21 protein-coding genes and 1 tRNA gene are annotated in these 20,519 nt (G+C 66.2%); 12 read left to right on the top strand and 10 right to left on the bottom strand.

Annotated features, from left to right (window positions below; translation table 11 throughout):
• Positions 1-1,504 (bottom strand): HNH endonuclease signature motif containing protein (locus B4E96_RS04255; RefSeq protein ID WP_286956524.1); only part of this gene is annotated, 1,504 nt, incomplete at its 3' end.
• Between the two features lie 445 nt (positions 1,505-1,949).
• Between B4E96_RS04255 and B4E96_RS04250 the strand changes: the two genes are divergently transcribed.
• Positions 1,950-2,123, top strand: a complete 174-nt coding sequence (locus B4E96_RS04250; protein WP_286956523.1) for a CsbD family protein — start codon at positions 1,950-1,952, stop codon at positions 2,121-2,123.
• Positions 2,124-2,212: 89 nt separating this feature from the next.
• The gene (locus B4E96_RS04245; RefSeq protein ID WP_286956521.1) at positions 2,213-2,560 is read left to right on the top strand and encodes a VanZ family protein; all 348 of its coding nucleotides are present in this window, start codon (positions 2,213-2,215) and stop codon (positions 2,558-2,560) included.
• Positions 2,561-2,680: 120 nt separating this feature from the next.
• Here B4E96_RS04245 and B4E96_RS04240 read toward each other — a convergent pair whose 3' ends face one another.
• Positions 2,681-3,034 (bottom strand): ArsR/SmtB family transcription factor, encoded by a 354-nt coding sequence (locus B4E96_RS04240; RefSeq protein ID WP_286956520.1) that lies wholly within the window; start codon positions 3,032-3,034, stop codon positions 2,681-2,683.
• Positions 3,035-3,188: 154 nt separating this feature from the next.
• Between B4E96_RS04240 and arsB the strand changes: the two genes are divergently transcribed.
• Positions 3,189-4,238 (top strand): ACR3 family arsenite efflux transporter, encoded by a 1,050-nt coding sequence (gene arsB, locus B4E96_RS04235; RefSeq protein WP_286956527.1) that lies wholly within the window; start codon positions 3,189-3,191, stop codon positions 4,236-4,238.
• A 10-nt stretch (positions 4,239-4,248) separates the two neighbouring features.
• Positions 4,249-4,680 carry an arsenate reductase ArsC gene (locus tag B4E96_RS04230; RefSeq protein ID WP_286956518.1) on the top strand — a complete coding sequence of 144 codons (432 nt, stop codon included), beginning with the start codon at positions 4,249-4,251 and terminating at the stop codon, positions 4,678-4,680.
• Between the two features lie 255 nt (positions 4,681-4,935).
• On the opposite strand, the gene B4E96_RS04225 is transcribed toward B4E96_RS04230, so the two are convergent.
• From B4E96_RS04225 to B4E96_RS04195, 7 genes are all read right to left on the bottom strand, one after another.
• Positions 4,936-5,106, bottom strand: a complete 171-nt coding sequence (locus B4E96_RS04225; protein WP_286956517.1) for a hypothetical protein — start codon at positions 5,104-5,106, stop codon at positions 4,936-4,938.
• Between the two features lie 135 nt (positions 5,107-5,241).
• The gene (locus tag B4E96_RS04220) at positions 5,242-5,898 is read right to left on the bottom strand and encodes a Crp/Fnr family transcriptional regulator (protein WP_259876982.1); all 657 of its coding nucleotides are present in this window, start codon (positions 5,896-5,898) and stop codon (positions 5,242-5,244) included.
• Positions 5,899-6,022: 124 nt separating this feature from the next.
• Entirely contained in the window at positions 6,023-6,676 is a 654-nt protein-coding gene (locus B4E96_RS04215; protein WP_286956516.1) for a class I SAM-dependent DNA methyltransferase, read from the bottom strand.
• Positions 6,673-8,727 carry a heavy metal translocating P-type ATPase gene (locus B4E96_RS04210; RefSeq protein WP_286956515.1) on the bottom strand — a complete coding sequence of 685 codons (2,055 nt, stop codon included), beginning with the start codon at positions 8,725-8,727 and terminating at the stop codon, positions 6,673-6,675. The genes B4E96_RS04215 and B4E96_RS04210 overlap by 4 nt, the downstream gene beginning before the upstream one ends.
• Before the next feature lie 121 nt (positions 8,728-8,848).
• Positions 8,849-9,085 (bottom strand): heavy-metal-associated domain-containing protein, encoded by a 237-nt coding sequence (locus B4E96_RS04205; protein ID WP_102160952.1) that lies wholly within the window; start codon positions 9,083-9,085, stop codon positions 8,849-8,851.
• Between the two features lie 235 nt (positions 9,086-9,320).
• Positions 9,321-9,411, bottom strand: a tRNA-Ser gene (locus B4E96_RS04200).
• Between the two features lie 54 nt (positions 9,412-9,465).
• Positions 9,466-11,592, bottom strand: a complete 2,127-nt coding sequence (locus tag B4E96_RS04195; protein ID WP_286956514.1) for a maltokinase N-terminal cap-like domain-containing protein — start codon at positions 11,590-11,592, stop codon at positions 9,466-9,468.
• 267 nt (positions 11,593-11,859) lie between these two features.
• Here B4E96_RS04195 and ilvA point away from each other — a divergent pair, with 267 nt between their 5' ends.
• From ilvA to B4E96_RS04155, 8 genes are all read left to right on the top strand, one after another.
• Positions 11,860-13,146, top strand: coding sequence for a threonine ammonia-lyase IlvA (ilvA, locus tag B4E96_RS04190; RefSeq protein WP_286956512.1), 1,287 nt, complete (start codon positions 11,860-11,862; stop codon positions 13,144-13,146).
• 80 nt (positions 13,147-13,226) lie between these two features.
• The gene (locus tag B4E96_RS04185; protein ID WP_170273029.1) at positions 13,227-14,264 is read left to right on the top strand and encodes an NAD(P)H-quinone oxidoreductase; all 1,038 of its coding nucleotides are present in this window, start codon (positions 13,227-13,229) and stop codon (positions 14,262-14,264) included.
• Positions 14,265-14,291: 27 nt separating this feature from the next.
• The gene (locus B4E96_RS04180) at positions 14,292-14,996 is read left to right on the top strand and encodes a proteasome activator (protein WP_286956511.1); all 705 of its coding nucleotides are present in this window, start codon (positions 14,292-14,294) and stop codon (positions 14,994-14,996) included.
• A 7-nt stretch (positions 14,997-15,003) separates the two neighbouring features.
• A complete protein-coding gene (locus B4E96_RS04175; RefSeq protein ID WP_286956510.1) occupies positions 15,004-15,519 on the top strand; it encodes a hypothetical protein in 516 nt (171 codons plus the stop codon).
• Between the two features lie 117 nt (positions 15,520-15,636).
• Complete coding sequence (locus B4E96_RS04170; protein ID WP_286956509.1) at positions 15,637-16,521, top strand: HAD family hydrolase; 885 nt, start codon at positions 15,637-15,639, stop codon at positions 16,519-16,521.
• 202 nt (positions 16,522-16,723) lie between these two features.
• Positions 16,724-18,640 carry a S1 family peptidase gene (locus tag B4E96_RS04165; protein ID WP_286956508.1) on the top strand — a complete coding sequence of 639 codons (1,917 nt, stop codon included), beginning with the start codon at positions 16,724-16,726 and terminating at the stop codon, positions 18,638-18,640.
• 120 nt (positions 18,641-18,760) lie between these two features.
• A complete protein-coding gene (locus tag B4E96_RS04160) occupies positions 18,761-19,108 on the top strand; it encodes an META domain-containing protein (RefSeq protein WP_286956507.1) in 348 nt (115 codons plus the stop codon).
• A gap of 53 nt (positions 19,109-19,161) precedes the next feature.
• Positions 19,162-19,653 (top strand): META domain-containing protein, encoded by a 492-nt coding sequence (locus B4E96_RS04155; protein ID WP_286956506.1) that lies wholly within the window; start codon positions 19,162-19,164, stop codon positions 19,651-19,653.
• 55 nt (positions 19,654-19,708) lie between these two features.
• Here the strand turns inward: B4E96_RS04155 and B4E96_RS04150 are convergent, their stop codons facing one another.
• Positions 19,709-20,518, bottom strand: a complete 810-nt coding sequence (locus B4E96_RS04150; protein ID WP_286956504.1) for an HAD family hydrolase — start codon at positions 20,516-20,518, stop codon at positions 19,709-19,711.
• Between the last annotated feature and the right edge of the window lies 1 nt (position 20,519).

The raw sequence follows: 20,519 nt of genomic DNA, 5'->3' as shown, positions 1-20,519 counted from the left end.
TCAGCATCCCGGTGTCGGGGTCTCGTCTGATTCTGAGTCTGTTGTCGGTTTTCATCTGGTGGTGCTGCCGGCACAGCGGGTGAAGATTCCCCATACTGGTGGGTCCGCCTCGTCCGGGGTTTTCGTGGTTGAACGGTTCAATATGGTCCAGTTCTGCTTTGACTGCTGATCTGTCGCATCCGGGCAGTGTGCAGAACTGCCATTTCTCCACGAGTGCGATCCGCATCTTCTCCGGAATCGTGTAGGTTTCGGCTGCGTGGTCGAGCACGGTGCCGTCGGTCGGGTCGGTCAGGATCCGGTAGAGCGTCGAATGGCCAGTGCCGGTGAGCTGCCGGGCGGTCTCAGGTGCGATGGGGTGGCCGTTGACCATCCCCGGCACACGAGCGTCATCGTCTTCGCCGGTGTTCTCAGCGAGGAGTGTGAGTGCTGGGACGGTGATGGTGATGCGGGCTTGGCGTTTGAGCCACTGGCCATCGACGGGGCACTGCACACCTGTTTCGGCAAGTGTTGCGGCGATCTTCTCAGCGGTGGCATCGACATCGATTCCGGCTGGATTGGCGGCTTCGACAATGCAGTCACCGACCCGCCCTGGGGTGGTGTGGCTGTCGCTGCTGGTGGATTGGGTGGTCAGTGTCCCTGCAGGCTGGCTGCCGGTGAGGAAGTCGAACATCAGCTCACCCATGCCCCGCTGGTCGACGATCTCATGATTCTCAGGTACTCCGAGCGGCTGCCCGAGGCCTTTGATCACCGAGCGTGCCATGCCGGCCAGCCGTGCTTCTAAGAGAGCGATCTGATGAGATGGTCCGCGAGCGATGAGGATCCCCAGCCCGTGCGGCTCGTAATACGTTTCCACGGTGCGGCGTTCCCGAACCTGCTTGGCGCGTTCTTCGCGCGTGACGAGTGCGGCGATCAGTTGGTTGACTGCGCGTTTGAACGCCGTCATGTCTGACACCCGGATCCGGGTGAGCCCCGCGTCGAAGTCTGCGAGGTGTTCAGGTTCGAGGGTCGTGGCGCGACTAGCGCCGTGGAGGTAGCGGTCGTAGCCGATGACCCCGGCCCGGGCTTGAGACGTGAAGGCCGGCAGGCCAACGAGTCCTGCTGCAGCGACCTGTACACGGGAGCGGACCTGCTTGACCGTAGTGTCAAGCGCGTCGGCCATGTGCATCAGCGACGTCGACGTTGTCCGCTCAACCAGCCAGGTGTAGGCGTTCTGGCGCTGTTCGGCTTCGTTCTTAAAGTCCGTGCCGTCACGGTCCGGCCGTCCCAGCGCACGCGGATCGGCAGCCAGCTCACGCACCGCTTCCACCTGCAGGCAGACATCCTCAGGCGAATCAGCGCTCGTACGGGCAAGGAAGGCATCGAAGAGGAACCCCAGCCCAGTCATACGGCGCTCATCGATGTCCCGGTTGGCAGATTCCAGCCGGTAGAGACAGTCAGCGAAATCCGACGTATCGGCCACCGTGTCGTTGCGGCGGGGTGTGATGACCTGGTCTTCGACGAGCATCGCGGTCACCTCCTTGTGATCTACCGCGATCGTTCTGGATTCAAGTCTACGTGTGTTCGATATGATGTGACAATAGTTTCGACTGTCTTCACATGCAACTCACATAAACATGTGCCTGCTTCGGGCTATGACCCCAGTCTGCCAGCAGCCACGGACAACCCACCCCGCAAACGCAACCCCACCTCGGGCACGGCAACCACAGCACACGCACGGTGCGCAACCCACCCTGCAAACGCAACCCCACCTCGGGCACGGCGACCACAGCACACACACGGTGCGCACCCCACCCGAAGCACCACCTCGGGAACAGCCTGCGGCAGGGCCCGCGCTCGCGCCACTGATCTGCGACAACGCCGCAGAACACTCTTTCCAGGAAGGATGCTTGTCACTAAGATGGAAGTGCGTCGCCTCCACCCGAGGCGATACCCAACCCGAGGAGGTTCCTATGAGTGCAGATGACAAGTTCGGAAACAAGGCTGACGAAATGCTCGGCAAGGCCAAGTCCGGCATCGGCAGGGCCACCGACGACAAGAGCATGGAAACCGAAGGCAAGTCTCAGCAGTCCGGCGCGAACCTCAAGCAGGCCGGAGAGAAGGTCAAGGACGCGTTCAAGAAGTAAGAGCATCTCTTCTCGGTCAGATGCGATTTGTCGCGCACCTGATCCTCTCGACACGGGCGCGGAAGTGGACTTGGTCCACTTTCGCGGCCGTGTTCTTTGTGCACCTCTTCCTCCTCTACTCCCCCAGCTCCGGTGTGGCCTCGCCGTTCGCCGGGTTCGACAAGCTCATGCACGCCGTGGGCTTCACCGCACTCACGACTCCCCTGCTGCTGCTCGGGTTCCGGCCGCTGGCGACGATGCTGGCGATGTCGGCCTACGCAGCCATCAGCGAATTCATCCAGGCGTTCGCGGTGCCCGGCCGGTCCGGCGAGTTCGGCGACTGGATCGCCGACTGCCTCGGCATTCTGCTGGCATTCGGCATCTGGCGGGCACTGCCGGCCGGCGATCCGCTGCTCGGTGAGAACGGCGAGCCGCCGCGGCCGCCGCAGTGGCCGTGAAGCCGCGCCTCGACGCGACGCGCCTGAGAGTCCCCGCGGGGCATTCCTGGGAAGCCCCTGGGCGCGGGCGTGCATGCTGTCTCGGCCGCTCCCGAGGCGTGGGCTGCCTGCCGTCGATGCTCACCCGAGTGCGAGGAAGGCCTGGAGTTCGGCGAAGGCACTGCGCTCGACGGTGTAGTGAGCCCATTTGCCGCGCTGCTCACGCTGCAGCAGCCCAGCCTCAACGAGCTTCTTCAGATGGTGGCTGACCGTCGGCTGGGTCACGTCGAGGGCGCCGAGCAGTTCGCAGGCGCACACGGATTCGCAGCCGCGCGCGGCGATGAGAGACACGATCCGGAGCCGCGTCGGATCTGCCAGCGCCTTGAGCCGGTGCGCCATCCGGTCAGCGTCCGCATCAGCCAGCGGGCCGAGGGCGAGCGGGCAGCACTCGGCTGCGGCCTGACGGGCAGGGCCGGCATTCCGACGGTCATCCATGACGCCATCATACATTGACATTCATCGATATGAGGTCGTACTCTCCCCTTGAGACATGACGTCGCCTGCGAGGAGGAACGTGCCCGAAACAACGCCCCACACCCCCACCTCGGCACCGGCCCCAGCCACCACCTCGGGCGCGGTGTTAGAGGAAATGTCTTTCCTCGACCGCTGGCTGCCAGCATGGATCCTGCTCGCGATGGGGGCAGGCCTGCTGCTCGGCGCTCTGGTCCCTGGGCTCAACGAGGCGCTCGACGCGGTGACGATCGGGCAGGTTTCGGTGCCGATCGCCATCGGCCTGCTCGTCATGATGTACCCGGTGCTCGCGAAGGTCCGGTATGACGAGACCCGCCGCGTCACCGCCAATCGGCGGCTCCTGCTGCTGTCGCTCATCCTCAACTGGCTCGTCGGCCCAGCGCTCATGTTCGCACTGGCCTGGCTGCTATTGCCCGATCTGCCGGAGTACCGCACCGGCCTCATCATCGTCGGTCTCGCCCGCTGCATCGCGATGGTCTTCATCTGGAACGACCTCGCCTGCGGCGATCGTGAGGCCGCTGCCGTCCTCGTCGCCATCAACTCCGTCTTCCAGGTGCTCGCCTTCGGTGCGCTCGGCTGGTTCTACCTGCAGGTGCTGCCCGGTTGGTTCGGCCTGCCGACGACAGCTGCCGACTTCTCCCTCATGACCATCGTCACCTCAGTCCTCGTGTTCCTCGGCATCCCGCTGATCGCGGGGTTCCTCTCACGGGTCGTCGGTGAGCGGGCGAAGGGCCGCGAGTGGTACGAGCAGAGATTCCTGCCGCGCATCGGCCCGTGGGCGCTGTACGGCCTGCTGTTCACCATCGTGCTGCTCTTCGCCCTCCAGGGCGAGGCGATCATCGCCCAGCCGCTCGACGTCCTGCGGATCGCAGTGCCGCTGCTGGCGTACTTCGTCGTCATGTTCGGCATCGGTCTGTTCGCCTCGCGTTCGGCGGGGCTGAATTACGCACAGTCGACAACGGTCGCCTTCACCGCTGCCGGCAACAACTTCGAGCTCGCGATCGCCGTGGCCATCGGCACCTTCGGCATCACCTCCGGACAGGCGCTGGCCGGCGTCGTCGGCCCGCTCATCGAGGTGCCGGTGCTCGTCGCACTCGTCTACGTCGCCCTGTGGGCCGGCCGCCGGATCTTCCCACACGATCCGTCGCTGCCGGGCCGCCGCTCCTGAGGAGATCAGCATGACCGCGCTTCCCAGTCCCGCCACCCCGAGCGTGCTCTTCGTCTGCGTCCACAATGCCGGCCGCTCGCAGATGGCCGCCGCCTACCTCGCCGCGCTGTCCGGGGGCCGGATCACCGTCCTGTCCGCCGGCTCCCAACCGGCGTCTGAGCTCAATCCGGTCGCGGTCGCTGCGATGCGCGAAGAGGGGATCGACATCTCATCCGCCTCCCCGCGCGTCCTCACCACCGATGCGGTGCACGCCGCCGATGTCGTCGTCACGATGGGCTGCGGAGATGCGTGCCCGATCTTCCCCGGCAAGCGCTATGAGGATTGGCAGCTGGACGACCCTGCCGGCCGCGACATCGCTGCGGTGCGCCCGATCCGCGACGAGATCCGCCGCCGCGTCGAGTCCCTCATCTCCGAGCTCCTCGGCGAAGATCGCCCTGCCTAGCGATTCGGGCTCGCGGCCCAGCACCCCAGCGGTCCACCAGCGGCCCAAGCTGTCCACCGACTGTCCAGAGGCGCCCCGGCGCCGCCGGTGGAGTACCGGCGCCCCGTTGATGCGGTCGACGAAGACCGGATCGCCGATCGGGGTGCGACCTGATCGCACAACCTCATCGGACACCCCGCTTTCGGGGCCGCTGTCTTCAGGATTCGCGGGTCTTGCTCGACCGGGTCTCGGTGTGATCGTCGACGCACTTGGCGATCATGCGGGTCTCGAGCACTCGACAACGGCCCGCGCTAGAGAACACGGGGCGATGACCTGCGCGGTCTCCAGACTCAGCGTGAGCACCACAATCGCGGCCAGCAGCGTGAGCACCACAATCGCGGCCAGCACCGTGAGCGCCGCGGGCGTCAGACTGGGCAGGACGAACACGATGATGGGGCGAGCAGACACAGCGGATGGACGAGCCACGTCACTGCGACGAGCTCGGGCAGTTGCGAGAGGAAGATGAGAATCGCCAGCGCGTTGATCAAGCCGACCATCACCTGCCGCGGAATGAAGCCTTGCTCAGCTGTGCATCGAGAGCGAGCTGAGCGCGGCGACATCCATAATGACGATGCGTCCGCGGCTGCGCTGCGCGATGACGCCGGCATCGGTGAGCCGGCGCAGCTGGCGGCTGAGCGATTCGGGGGTCGTCGACATGAGCGAGGCGATGTCCTTCTTCGACAGCTGCAGGGACACTTCGATGGCACCGTCCGGCCTCGGCCGCGCCGGCAGCGACAGCAGGTAGTCGGCGAAGCGGGAGCTGACGCTGCCCGAGATGACAGAGGCAAGCCGCTTTTCGGTGGCTTCAAGGCGGTTGCTGACCTCTTCGAGCATGCGCATAGCGATATTCGGGTGCTTAGCCAAGAGGCGGGAAAGGTCGGCATGACGGAAGACGCACAGCTCGGTGTCGACGAGAGCCTCGGCCTGGTGGTCGGGCCGGGCACCGGTGAGGAAGGCGGATTCGCCGATGAAGTCCCCGGGGCCGAGGATGCGGATGACCTGTTCGCTTCCATCGGCGTTGGAACGGGAGATCTTGACCTGTCCGGTGTGCACGACTATCAGCTGCGAGACATCGGCCCCGGCAGTGTAGACCTGTTCAGCAGAATTCAGGGTCACCGGGCGGGCGAACCCGGCGACCTCCACCTGCTGGGCGCGCGTCAGGCCATAGAAGAGCGGCACACGCGTGACGCAGAGATCTTCTGAGGGTGCTGAACGCACCCGGGTCGAATGACTCAATCGAAGGCCCTCTCCTCTTTGTCCAGTGTGGTCCCCTCCCGGCTCCGCGTCACCGGGGTGTTTACGGCTAGCGTTCGATCGCGCGGGCGCTCATGACCGCATGAGCCGAGAACGGGCCCGTCTGCTGTGCGGCGTCAGCGAAGCCAGCGTCAGCCAGCGCCTGCTCCATGTCCGCCATCGGCCACCGGTACGCAGTGGCGATCGGGTGGCTGAACGCCTCCAGGCGCGGCCCGGAGAAAAACGACAGGAGCAGTGATCCTCCATCGCGCAGCGCGGTGCGCAGGATCGCCAGGGCCTCTGGAAGTTCTCCGCGTCCCATATGGATGAGAGAGTACCAGCTGAGAATCCCGTCCCACCGACGGTCAGCCTCAACCAGGTCTGCGATGGCCCCGTGATGGAACGTCACCACGGGGAAGTGAGCGCGGGCGAGGTTGACGAGCCGCTCGGCTGGTTCGAGCCCTTCGACCGTGTGCCCGAGTGCGTCGAGGTGGGCGGTCCAACGGCCAGTGCCGGAACCGACGTCGAGAATCCGTCCGCCGACACCAGACGCCCACGGTTCGATGATCGCGCGGTCGGGATCGGCCGGGGAGATCGCCGTCCCGAGGATGCCGGCGACATCGACGACCTGGGTTCCGTACGCCTCGGCTGCATTGGCCTGCGTCCGCGCACCGAACGATCCCCTCTGTGCCCGGTTGCCAGATGCGCCCCTCCGTGCCCTCATGCTGAGTGCCCGGAGGTACGGGTCTGGGCTGGCTCGGCACCCGCGCCCGAGGCAGTCGAGCCGTGGCCTGTCAGGCCCGCCTGATCTGGTCGCTGGGCCGGTGTTGCTGTGCCGTTGTGGGTATTGCGCAGCAGGCGCATCGCGTTGAGGATCACGATGAGCACCGAGCCCTCGTGCACGAGCATGCCGACTGCCATGGTGACCCCGCCTGCGAAGACACCGGCGAGCAGCAGGATCACGGTGATGAGTGCAATCGCGATGTTCTGCCGCATGACCCTCGCAGTGCGTTTGGCCAGCCCGATCGCCTCGGGCAGTTTCAGGAGGTTGTCGCCTATGAGTGCGATGTCGGCGGTCTCGACGGCCACGGCGGATCCTGCCGCACCCATCGCCACTCCGATGTCGGCGGTCGCCAACGCCGGCGCGTCATTGACTCCGTCGCCGACCATCGCGACCGTGTGGCCTTCGCGTTGAAGACCTGCCACAGCGTCAAGCTTGTCCTCGGGCAGCAGCGACGCGTGGATCGCGTCGATACCGACCTGCTGGCCGATCGCCTCGGCCACGGACTGGGTGTCGCCGGTGAGCATCACGACCTTCTGCACACCGTTGGCGTGCAGCCGCTGCACCATCTCCGGGGCGTCTTCACGGATCGTGTCGGCGACCGCGATGACGCCGATCACCTGGCCATCGACTGCGACGATCATCGGCGTCTTGCCTGCCTCTGCCAGCTCTCCGGCTGCCGTGGCTGAGCCCGCGTCGTCGGTGATGCCGTACTTCTCCAGCAGCTGGGCGTTGCCGACCAGCACGTGATGCCCGTCGACGTCGCCTTCGATGCCTCTGCCGATGACGGGAGTGACCGAACCGGGTACGCCGTCTGGGGCGACGCCTGCGGCGCGTGCTCCGTCGATGATCGGCCGGGCCAGCGGGTGTTCGGAACCCGCCTCGACAGCGGCCGCCCAGCGCAGCACGCCGCGCCGGTCTGCAGCCGGACCGAGGACGACGACATCGGTGAGCTCCGGCCGGCCTTCGGTTAGGGTGCCGGTCTTGTCGACAGCGACGGCCGAGATCTTAGCTGAGGTCTCGAGGTATTCGCCGCCCTTGATGAGGATTCCGTTGCGGGCTGAACGGCCGATGCCGGAGACGATCGCCACCGGGATGGAGATGACGAGTGCACCGGGGCAGCCGATGACGAGCAGGGTCAGTCCGAGAACGACATCGCCGGAGATGAGGCCTGCGGCGAACGCGAGGACCATGACCGCTGGCGTGTACCACTTGGAGAAGCGGTCGATGAACGCCTGCGTCTTGGCCTTGGCGTCCTGAGCCTCTTCAACGCGGTGGATGATGCGCGCGAGCGTGGTGTCGGCTCCGATGCCGGTCGCCATCACCTGGAGGAACCCGCTGCGTGAGATCGAGCCGGCGAACACATGGTCTGCGGTGGTCTTCTCAACCGGAATGGATTCGCCGGTGATCGAGGCCTCGTCGACGGAGCCGGTGCCGGCGATGACCTGCCCGTCGACGGGAACTTTGGCGCCGTTCTTGACGAGGACGACGTCGCCCATGCGGACGTCGTGGGCAGCGACTTCGACCTGCTCGCCGTCGCGCATGACGACGGCAGAGTCCGGGGCGACGGCGACGAGCTCGGCCAGGGCCGAGCGGGTCTTGTTCATGGTGCCGGCTTCGAGCGCGTGGCCGATGGCGAAGAGGGAGGTGACGGCTGCAGCTTCCCAGAAGTTGCCGATGAGCACGGCACCGATCGCTGCGATGGAGACGAGCAGGTCGATGCTGATGAATCTCACCATCAGGGCGCGTGCAGCCTTGATGACGATACCGTATCCGGCCACCACGGCCGCGGCGAGCATGAAGGCGTTGGCCAGGGTGAAGGCGTGGCCGGAGCCGTGGGCGTGTTCGCCCGGATCGATCCACCACTGCGAAGTGAGTTCCAAGTTCCAGGCGCCGGCGAAGAGCCGCTCGACGCCGAATGAGGTGAGGATGAGCAGGCCGGCAGCAACAGGGATGAACCAGTTGCTGTACCGCCACCTGCGGAGCGCATTCACGAGTATCCCGCCTTTCGTGCTGGGAATGGGATGGCTGTGCGTTCTGCGCTGGTTGGCCCGCGGCTGCCGATCGGTCTGCGACCGGCGGCCAGGATGCGACGGGCAGCCAGCAGGACCTCAGTCAGAAGGCAGAGGCCTTCGACTTGTACCCGGCCTTGGCGACAGCGGCGATGAGGTCGTCGACGGAGGTCTTCGACGTGTCGTGGTCGACCTCCACACGGCCCGAGGCGAAGTGCACCTTCACGTTGTCGACTCCGTCGAGCTTGCCGACCTGCTTTTCGATCTTGCCGACGCACGAGGGGCAGGAGAAGCCTTCGGCCCGGAGGAGGGTGTGGGTGTTGCCTGTCGTCTGTGGCATGGTGATTCCTTTCCTTACGCCCCCGTTCGGAGGCCCGACCGGAACCTTTCCTGGTCTTCGCTTCTCACCGTATGGAGATTCCAGGCACCGCGCCTTGACGCAGGTCAAGTGCCGCCGGAAACCGCCTGCGTGAGCGCGCGAAGCGACCTGCAGACAACAGACGGAGCCCCCGCCGCGGATTGGGCGGGGGCTCCCGTGGAGATCCGTGAGAGCAGCGCACGGACAGATTCTCATTTGGCGGTGAGTGTGGGATTCGAACCCACGGAAGGGGGGTACCCTTCAACGGTTTTCAAGACCGTCACTTTCGGCCGCTCAGTCAACTCACCTCGGCATCCGCGGCGGTTGAGCCGCCCGGAGTCCACATCACAGCATAAACCACTTCAGTCGCGGTTGGGGAACCTCGGCAGGGTCGTCGGGCGGGCTGGAATCGGCGGGAACTGGGTGGCTGCGGCCGCCTCGGCGTCGGCGTCCTCGTCGATGACCGCGTCATCGGGGTCGGCGTTCGCGTCCGTGCCCGAGGTGGCGCCCTCCCTTGCCGCGCCCGTTCCCGAGGCGGTCCTCGCGCTGCCCTGCTCCGCTGCTGAGACGGTGGTCTCGTCGGCCGCAGATTCCGGCTGGGCAGGCGCCGGGTCGGGCGCCTGTTCCGGTGCTGCCGGCGGGGTGGCCGGTCGAGCCGGTGCCTCTGCAGCCGCAGTCTGATCCGCCGCCCCGGGTGCCCCGCCGTTCTTCTCGGCACGGGCGACCTCGGTGTCGAGGCCGTCATAAGCATCGGGCACAGGGTCAGCCGGCTGGGCGATCTCCTCGACCGCGCTCTGGGCGAACTCCTCGGCGCTGACGGTCTCCTCGGCGTTCCACGCAGTGGCCGCACCGGCCGCGCCACTCGCACCAGGCGCGCCATCCGCATCAGCCGCGCCGCCGGCGCCGCGGGCACTGGCACCACCGGCACCACCGCCGGCCCCATCACCCTCAGCATCGTCCTCCCGCTGGGAGTCGTGCTCCAGTCGGCCGCCGAGCAGCAGGGTCAGGGTCGCCAGCGGCACGATGAGCCAGGTGGGGCGGTTGCGCAGTTCGGTGACGACCTCGACGAGCAGCCGGTCGATGAGCACGGCCCGCAGCACCGGATCGTGCAGTCCGACCGAGGCGCCGACGGCATGCGAGTAGCCGGTGAGCAGTGAGTTCTGCGCCTGTGAGGACCACAGGTACTCAGGGGAGTCGACGACCTCGCGCAGCGATTCGTGCCCGTCGGAGAGCCCGGACAGCCCGATGAACGTCGGCTGCGCATCGGCTTTGAGCGCTCCGGTCCGGCGCAGCCGGGCGTATCCGGCGGCGTAGTCGATGCTGCGCAGCAGCGCGACGAGGTCGATCGCCGCAGGCTTCGGGAACTCCTGGGTGGCGGCAGAGAAGTTGACGACGGTGAAGCCGACGACCGGGCTGGTGAGCACCTGGTTGAGCGTCAGCTCGCCGTGGATCCGCTGCAGCGCACCGACGGTCTCAAGGCGGCCGAGGTTCGCGCGGTGCTCCTTGAGCTTGGCCTGCAGGTCGCCGAGCGCCAGCGGCGCACGGGCGAGCGCCCAGTCGACGCGCTCCTGCCACTTGGCGACCCAGTCCTCGGTCGGCTCCCCGGCTCCGCGCACCACGCCGAACTCAGCGGCGAGGTCCAGGTGCAGCTCGCCGATTCGCGAGCCGAGCGCCGAGGCCTTCTTGTTGTAGCTGCCGATCGACCCCGAGTCCACCGCACACGCGATGTCGACAGCCTCGCGCCAGGCCGGCTGCGAGTCAGGATACTGGACCGAAAGCATCGCCAGCGGCGCCGACCGGGTCTCCAGCTCCTCGGCGTCGAACCAGCGGCCGGACACCCAGCCCATCACCTCGGGCACGGCGCGCGACTCCGCCTCGGTCAGGGCGACGGGAATCCGCACCGCCTGGCTGAGTCCCGGCTGGACGACGCGGAAGAAGGTGAGCACGCAGGGGTTCTCGGGGTCTTCGATGACGACGGTCGACTCGTGTGCGCGGGCCTCCAGCAGCTGCAGGCGCACCGAGGCGGCGTAGTCGAGCATCTGGTGCTCGGTCTGCACGCGGTGGAACTTCGTCATCGCGTTGCTCACCGCGTGTGCTGCGACCTGGCCGCCCTCGAACCGGCGGGCGGTGGCCGCGGCGTGGGCGCAGTTGATGACGAAGACCGGGTCAGCACACCCGTCGTATACCCAGCAGGGGCCGAGCGTGATGTCGTCGATGGTGCCGATGAGGTGGGCGCGCAGGGCGAAGTTCTCGCTCGTGCGGAAGCTGAGGGGGACGTTGATGCGGCGCAGCGTGCGTCCGTCGCCGACGGAGATGATCGCCTGAGTGCCGCGCACGGTGCCCTCGCCGGAGTCCCATTCGAACAGGCGGGTGACGGACATCGGCGTGATGTCGGGGTCGGCGCCGAGCTCGGTCTCCAGTTTGGGGAACCAGCTCTGGCGGGGCAGCCAGGCAGAGAGCAGACCTTCGAGTTCACTGCTGATGGCCACCGTGTTCCCCCTTGGCGTTGCGTCGGCGCGGGCTCGCATCATGCGCTAGGGCACACTCTACCGAAACCGCGCAATGCGGCCGGGAGGGCACGCCCGGCATACCCGGCCTGACCAGCGCCGAGGCGGTTCCCGCCGCACCGGCGTCCGGGCCCGAGGCGGGGCCCGCCGAGGCGTCGTTCGTCACCGACTGACACGAAACTGCTCACCATATGGCACGAACTGACTCATGACGTGACACGACCGCAGCGGCGGGCACACAATGGGGGGGTGCTCATTCATGAACAGAAGATCTGGAACCTGCCGACCGCCAGCGACGTCGAGGCCGCTGCCGTGCTCATTTCGGATTCCATCATCACCTCCCCGCTGCACATCTCCGAACGTCTGTCCGATGCGATCGGCTCGACGATCTACCTCAAGCGCGAGGATCTTCAGCTCGTGCGCTCGTACAAGATCCGCGGTGCGTTCAACTTCCTCCTGCAGCTGACCGCTGACGAGCGCTCCCGCGGCGTTGTGTGCGCCTCGGCCGGCAACCATGCGCAGGGCTTCGCGAAGGCGTGCAAGGAGCTCGGCGTCAAGGGCCGGATCTTCGTGCCGAAGACGACGCCGCGGCAGAAGATCGACCGGATCCGCTACTTCGGCGGCGATGAGGTCACCGTCGTCATCGACGGTTCGACCTACGACGACGCCTCGGATCTGGCGGCGAACTACGCGGAGTCCTACGGCGCCCTGCTCGTCTCGGCCTTCGACCACCCGCGCACCGTGGCCGGGCAGGGCACGATCGGCCCGGAGATCCGCGAGCAGCTGAGTGAGGATCCGGATTTCATCATCGTGCCCGTCGGCGGCGGCGGGCTGCTCGCCGGCATTGCCGCCTACGCTGCCGAGCACATGCCTGAGACCCAGGTGATCGGCGCCGAGCCGGCCGGCGCGGACTCGATGATCGCGGCACTGGCCGCTGGCCGTCCAGTCACCTTAGAGAACATCGACTCGTTCGCCGATGGCGCCGCCGTGCGCCGGGCCGGGGACCTGACCTACCGGATGATCGCCGACCTCGGACTGCGCATCGACCCGGTGCCCGAAGGCCGGGTGGCCTCGGAGATGCTCGAGCTCTACCAGGTCGACGGCATCATCGCCGAACCGGCCGGCGCGCTGGCCTCAGCGGCGATCGGCGGAGCGCATTCACGGGCGCCGATCACGATCCCGCCGGGTTCGACGGTTGTGTGCATCGTCTCCGGCGGCAACAACGACATCTCCCGCTACTCGGAGGTCATCGAGCGCTCGCTCGTGTACGAGAACCTCAAGCACTACTTCATCGTCAACTTCCCGCAGGAGCCCGGTGCGCTGCGCCGCTTCCTGTCCGAGGTGCTCGGCCCTGATGACGACATCTCGCTGTTCGAGTACATGAAGCGCTCCGACCGCGAGACCGGCCCGGCGTTCGTCGGCATCACCCTCGGCCAGGCGCAGAGCCTGCCCGGTCTGCTCGCCCGGATGGACGCCTCACCGCTGGAGATCGAGAAGGTCTCGCACGACTCGCCGCTGTTCCGCATGTTCGTCTGAGCCCCGCGCCCGAGGCGGTGCTCGCGTGATCGTGCGGCGATACTGACCGCACACCCAGCCCTGGGCGCTAGGCTTGCCTCATGCGAGCTATGACGATTCCTCAGCCCGGCGGCCCGGAGGCCCTGGTGCTGTCCGACGACGTCGAGACCCCCGCAATCGAACCCGGCTCCGTGTTGGTCAAGGTCCATGCCGCCGGCATCAACCGAGCCGACATCCTGCAGCGGCAGGGCCACTACGACCCTCCCGAGGGCGCCACCGAGATCCCCGGCCTGGAGGTCTCAGGCACCATCGCCGAGGTCGGTGCCGAAGTGACCGGATGGAAGACCGGCGACCGCGTCGCCGCCCTGCTGTCCGGCGGCGGCTATGCCGAGTACGTCGACGTGCCGGCCGGTCAGCTGCTGCCCGTCCCCGATCACGTCGACCTCACCGCGGCAGCCGCCCTGCCGGAGGTCGTCTCCACCGTGTACTCGAATGTCGTCATGGAGGCCGGATTGCGTGCTGACCAGTGGCTGCTCGTCCACGGCGGCGGCTCGGGCATCGGCACCTGCGCCATTCAGCTCGCCCGGGCGCTCGGCGCCCGTGTAGCCGTCACCGTCGGCTCGGAGCGCAAGGCCGCGTTCTGCCGCGAACTCGGCGCCGATGCCGTCATCAACTACCGCGAGGAGGACTTCGTCGACCGGATCCGCGAGATCACCGCATCCGACCCCGCCACCGACCCAGCCGGCGACTCGTGCACCCCGGGCGCGAACGTCATCCTCGACCTCATCGGCGCGAAATACCTCGAGCGCAACATCAAAGCGCTGGCGAACGACGGCCGGCTCGTCATCATCGGCATGCAGGGCGGGGTCAAGACCGAGATCAACCTCGCCCGCCTGCTCACCGGCCGCAAGCACATACTCGGCACAACCCTGCGCGCCCGCCCGGCTGCGCAGAAGGCGCTCATCGTCGCCACGGTCCGCCAGCACATCTGGCCGCTCGTGCTCGACGGCACCATCCGCCCGATCATCCACGACACGCTGCCGCTGGCCGAGGCCGGACGCGGGCACGCGATGCTCGAAGATGGCGATAGCATCGGCAAGGTGCTGCTGCGCGTTGGCGATGACGCCCAGCCCGCCTGACCGCCCCACGAAGGAGACGAGGACGATATGACCGACGAGACCACCCCGCAGGCCCCGCACCTGGAGACTCTCGCGCAGGCAGCCGCCCGCCTCACCGGCGGGCACAGCACCCCCGGCCCCGAGGCGGACCCCGCCTCGGGTGCTGACGAGACCACCCAGCAGGGTGAGCAGGCGGCGCAGCGCCGGGACACCTCGGGGCAGGACACCTCGAGCCGGGACAGTGGTGGCCAGCGGGCCTCCGGCGCCGAGGCGGGCGAGCAGTCGGGGCGCCAGCAGGGTGGGCAGGAGCGCTCGGCGAAGATCTCCGAGCCCGGCAAGATCGTGCGTGTGGGCACGATGGCCCAGCAGCTGCTCGAAGAGGTCCGCAAGACCGATCTCGATGAGGCCGGCCGCGGGCGGCTGGCCGAGATCCACCGGCGCACGATCGAAGAGCTCTCGGCTGGCATGTCCGATGAGCTCATCGACGAGCTCAAGCGCCTCGATCTGCCCTTCGGGGAGTCGGAGACCCCGTCGATCGGTGAGCTGCGGATCGCGCAGGCCCAGCTCGTCGGCTGGCTCGAAGGTCTCTTCCACGGCATCCAGACCGCACTCATGAGCCAGCAGGCGCTCGCACAGTCGCAGGCCGGCCAGGAGACCGGTGCGCTGCCGCGCGGGGTGGTCGTGATGGGCCAGGAGGACGGCGGTGGGGACAGCGACCCTGAGGCCGAGCAGCGACCCGGCAACTACCTCTGAGACCAGCGTGGGAATCCTGTCCCGGCTGACGGGACTGTTCTCCCCGGCCGAGCACGTCGCGCGGGAAGCCGACCGGGAGTTCGGCACCGGAGTGTGGCGTCAGCACCACGACCGGTTCATGCGCGCCGTCGACCGCTTCTACGAGACCGCTGTCGCACTCGGCCGCGAGACCGGGGACTCCACCGAAGCCAGCCAGGCTGCCGGCGAGCAGATCGCCGCTCTCACCGCACCGCTGAATGAGGCTGCTGAGCAGGTCACGGAACTCACCCGCCGGTTGCATGCGCGCTGGCCGGTCGAGGGTCTTGTCGTCCCGGCCGGTGTGCGCAGTGCCTGCGGGCCGCTGCCGGAGAAGCTGTCCCAAGCAGCGACCAAAGCCGCCGAGGCGGGCCAGGCGGCTGCGATGGCCCGGATCGCCGTGCGGGCGAGGCGGGACCCGGCGGCCCCGACCGCGGCGGCGACACGGTTCGTCGGCGATGTCACCGCACTCATCGACGAGTGCACCCGCCTCGACGCGGCGAGCTAATAGATATAGAGGTAGGCCGCCCCGCATGTGGGGTGCCGGCAACAGCACCAATTCAATGGGTGCATGCATTCTATAGGTATACGTTTTCAATAGGTATCGGCGAGACGGGGGTCAGCAGTGAGCGAGACGAGCACACCGCAGGCACCGCATGAGCATCCGGAGAACATCCGACTCGTGGCCAGCGATGTCGACGGCACGCTGCTGCAGCGCTTCCAGCCGATCCCCCAAGCCACCGTCGAAGCGGTCAATGCGCTCGTGGCCGCCGGTGTCGACTTCGTGCCGGTGACCGGCCGGCCGGTCCGCTGGCTCGCACCCCTGCAGCGGGACCTGCCGATCGTGCGTCATGTCATCTGCGCCAACGGCTCGATCGTGTACAACCTGCAGCGCGACGAGGTCGTCCATGCCCACCTCATCAGCACCGAGGTCCAGCACGAGCTCATCAGCCGGGTGCGGGCGCACATGCCCGAGGCGAAGCTCGCCTTCGAAACGCTCGATGCCTTCTGCATCGAGCCGGGTTTCGTCACCCGCTGGCCGCAGGAGGCCGTCATCATCGACCCGGCTGAGAGCAGGGACATCCGAGAAGTCGCCAAGATCATGGTGCGCGGGCCCTCGACTGATTCCGATGCGATGCTCGCTGCCGTCAGCGAGCTTATTGGCGATGCGCTGCACGCCACGCATTCGAATCCGACCACTGGGCTCATCGAGCTCGCTGCTGCCGGGGTGACGAAGGCGCATACGCTGGCTGAGTACTGTCAGCGCCGGGGGATCGACGCCGACGATGTCGCCGCGTTCGGCGATATGCCCAATGACATTGAGATGCTGACCTGGGCCGGCTGGGGGTATGCGATGGCCGACGGCCACCCAACCACTCTCGCCGCCGCCCGCGCCGTAGCTCCTGCAGTGCATGATGGGGGGATCACTGAAGCAATCCGGGCCTTCGCAGCGGCAGCACAGCGTCGCGGCAAGGGGGATTCAGGCGAGATTGTCCGAATCTCCGACTAATTCTTTCGGTACCCCCGGGGTCATTTCACCTGGGCAAACAGTCATTCACAAGGTGAATTCGACATAAACCCACCTGCCCCAGGTTTCACTTCAGGATCGCTCAGGCTACTCTGAGACTCGTGTGTTGCGGAATGGTAACGACTTCCTCCCGCCGAGCCCGCAGCCAGCATTGACACTGAACACACCTTTGGAGTACTGACACATGACGAAACGCAATTCGCTGCGGGCCCTGGGCCTGAGCGCTGCGATCATCGTCGGAGCAGGCGGCTCTCTCGCTGCTTCTCCGGCTTTCGCAGCCCCAGAAGCTCTGCCGACGGCAGGCGCCGCATTCAAGAAGTTTGAAGACCGGGCCTTCGACGCCGGTGCCGCTGGCGTCGGCACGAACGCTGCCGGTGAGGTCGTTCTCGCCGTCGATGAAACCTCTGACAGCGTGGCTGCTGTCGAAGAGGTCGTCGGAGATGCCACGAACGTCAAGTACATCATGCTCGACGGCCCTATCGAGGCTGCGAAGCAGGATGAAGTTGTCGGTGGGTCGGGCTACATGATCCCGCAAGGCAACGAGCTTTTCGGTCTATGCTCCCTTGCATTCTCCGCATGGACCCCGAGCGGTGATGACGCATTCATCACGGCGGGCCACTGCGGCGAAGTCGGCGAGAACGTCAAGCGCAGCCAGCCAGCTTCCGATGTCGAGTTCACGGGCAGCGAGACCGATGAGATGGACTCTAATGACTACAAGCCGGAAGTCATGGATGACCTCGGCTCGTTCACGAACTCGCAGTTCGGCGCCAAGGACCCTTACGCAAATGATGCGACGACCGCAACTGACGTCGCAACGATCGACAAGACGAATGATGAGCTGAAGGCGCTTCCTGCCGTCACCAAGTGGGGCGCTGCCGCGAAGAATGGCGACGACCTGGCCGCTGATGCCACCGTCATCAAATCAGTCGGCAAGGCCAAGGCTAAGGAAACCGTGCTGAAGTCCGGTCGCACCACCGGCCTGACTGCGGGCGAAGTGTTGGGCGATATGGTCTTCGGCGTCGCAGATCCCGACAATCCGGATGCGCCCCGCTACGTCAAAGGCTTCATGGCGACGCACACGATGCGTCAGGGCGACTCGGGTGGTGCCTGGTTCAACGAGAAGGGCGAAGCTCTCGGAATCTCTAGCGCAGTGGCGGTCGCAAAGGAATGCAATGCGGAGGGTAAGTGCACGCCTGGCACGCACGACTACTCCTTCGTCGCCGACCTTGAGCACGCTGTGAACCAAACCCCTGGTTACGAAGTGAAGCTCCACGTCGATGCCCCGACGATCAAGGATGTGACTGTCAAGCCGGGCGAGACCGTCTCGGGAACGACCGAGCCGGATGCGGAACCTGTCCTCGTTAACGGTGAGCCGGAGAACCTCAAGACCGAAAAGGGCAAGTTCTCGTTCACCGCGCCGGAGAAGGCGGGTACCTACGAGTACTCGTTTGTCGCTAAGAAGGGCAAGTACAACACCTCCAAGCCCACCAAGGTGACCGTCACTGTTGAGGCCGGTGCGACGCCCCCGCCGACGCGGACCGACGATCCGACCACGGACCCGACCGACGATCCGACGGCAACGGAGGACCCTTCGGACGACCCGACCGCTACCGACGAGCCGTCTGATGACCCGGTCAAGCGTGCACTCGCGATCGACCCGGAGAACATCAAGGCAACCGACTTCGTCAAGAAGGACGCTGTCGAGATCCTCGCCACCGGCTGCACCCCGGGCACCGAGGCCAGCCTCGAAGTCAAGCCGCGCGGCTCGAACGTCACCGGCCACACTGACACCGCCACGGTCGATGAAGACGGCAATGTCGGATTCTCCGTCTACGGAGAGAACGCCGATATGCCGAACGCCTACATCGGCGACTACGACGTCACTGTCTCCTGCGACGGCGGCGACGACCTGACCGGCACCTTCACTGTCACCGAAGCCGGTGGCAAGGACGATGACGGAAAGGGCGGCGACGACAAGAAGGATGACAACAAGGACCTTCCACGCACCGGTTCTGAGGCACTCGGCTCCCTCGGAGCTGCAGCTGCCCTCATCGCTGGCGGCACAGGACTCTACGTCCTGGCTCGCCGTCGGAAGAACTGATGCCGCTGACACCGTGACTTCCTAACGGCAGGAACGCCAGCTGATTCGGGCTGTGAACCACAACGGTTCACAGCCCGAATCGCATTCACACGGCAGCAGCAAAACGGCTAGCCTGACAGCATGAACTCCGACCCCCGCGAACAGGACGACAACTCGCTTACGATGCACGACGTGGCCGGCACCTGGCGATCAGACGAACCCGGTCAGCCGTACCTGACATTCAACGACGAAGGCGCTGCATGGGGAACCGACGGCTGCAACGGCATTAATACCTCCTGCACGCTCGACGGGTCCACGATCACAATTGAACCGTGGATCGCCACCGCTCGCGCCTGCCTGGGCGTCAACGACTGGCTACGCATGGCCCGCTTCGCCGAAATCGACGGTGACACCATGACCATTCGCAACCGGAATGACGACGTCATCGGAACCCTGATCCGATCTGCCGAAGACGTCACAAAGCCCTGACAATCGGCGACGCTGCGGGCCTGGGCCTCAGCCCCCGAAGTATCCTGGACCACATGAGAACACTGAAAACTGCCACGTTTGCTGCAGCCGGCATCTCGATGCTGCTGCTTTCCGCGTGCGGAACTGGCGAGGGCAACGGCACTGTCTCCCCGAGTGAATCCCCCAACGCCACAGACACCTCCGGTGCGACCTCCGAGGAAACCAGCACCGCAAATCCCGGTGACCCGTCCGGCGAGCTGACACCCGAGACTCTCGAAGGCAAGTGGGGGGCAGATCAGAAGGGCGATCCATTCCTCGAATTCACAACCGATGAGACGGTTATCGGCACCGATGGCTGCAACGGCATCAACAGCACCTACACGATCGAGGGATCGACCATTCACATCGAACCATGGGTGACGACAGCAAAGGGCTGCACGGACATCGATACCTGGCTCAGCGGTACCCGCACTGCTGAAATCACCGATTCGAATGTGAACGCCGATGAGATGACCGTCAAGGACAAAGACGGCGAGGAGATCGGTACTCTCGTCCGAGAGAAGTAAGACTTCTCCACAGAACAGCACCGCGACGCCTGACGGCCTGGGCGGCTGAGTTACCTCAGCTGTCCAGGCCGAAGTAGTCTTCGAGCGCGCTCGCCAGACCGTCCTCCTCGACAGGTCCGGTGACGACGTCGGCCTGTGCCTTGAGTTCGTCCTTCGCCTGGCCCATGGCGATGCCGTGGGCGACCCACTGCATCATCTCCATGTCGTTCATGCCGTCGCCGGCGCACACGGTCTCCGATCGTGCGATGCCCAGCTGCTGACAGACGTACTCGACACCGCTGGCCTTCGACACACCCTCAGGTGCGATATCGAGCCAGTTCGACCAGCCGACGGAGTAGGTCACACCGTGCAACCCGATCCGCTCGACGGCGTCGAGGAACTCCTCGTTGCTGCCGTTGAGCTCACGCATGACGATACGGGTGGCTTCCTTGTCCATGAGCTCATCGAAGCTCACGAGCTCCAGCTGCTCATTCGACGCCAGCTCACCGACAGGGAACTCCCCTGACGCCCAGCGCATGAGCTCGGCGTCCTCGACCATGTACAGTGCCATCGGCAGGTGCTCGCGCATCCGGGTGAGCATCGGGCCCGGATCGAAGGTCTCCACGTGGTTGACTTCCCAGCCGCGCTCGGCCTCCGGGGTGATCCGCACGATCACCGAACCGTTGGAGGCGATGAGGTACCCGTCGCGCTGTCCGAGACGGTTGGCCACTTCGAGCGCTCCGCCGGCTGAGCGGCCGGTTGCGATGACGATATGGTGGCCGGCAGCCTCAGCTGCCTGGATGGCGGAGCGCACCCGATCGGTCATCATGTCGTCGTAGTCGACGATCGTGCCGTCGACGTCGAGGGCAATGATGTGGGGCTTCAAT

It is taken from the genome of Brevibacterium sp. UBA7493 (assembly GCF_002479565.1).
GTDB classification, from domain to species: domain Bacteria; phylum Actinomycetota; class Actinomycetes; order Actinomycetales; family Brevibacteriaceae; genus Brevibacterium; species Brevibacterium luteolum.
This window is presented reverse-complemented; position numbering and strand designations above follow the sequence as displayed.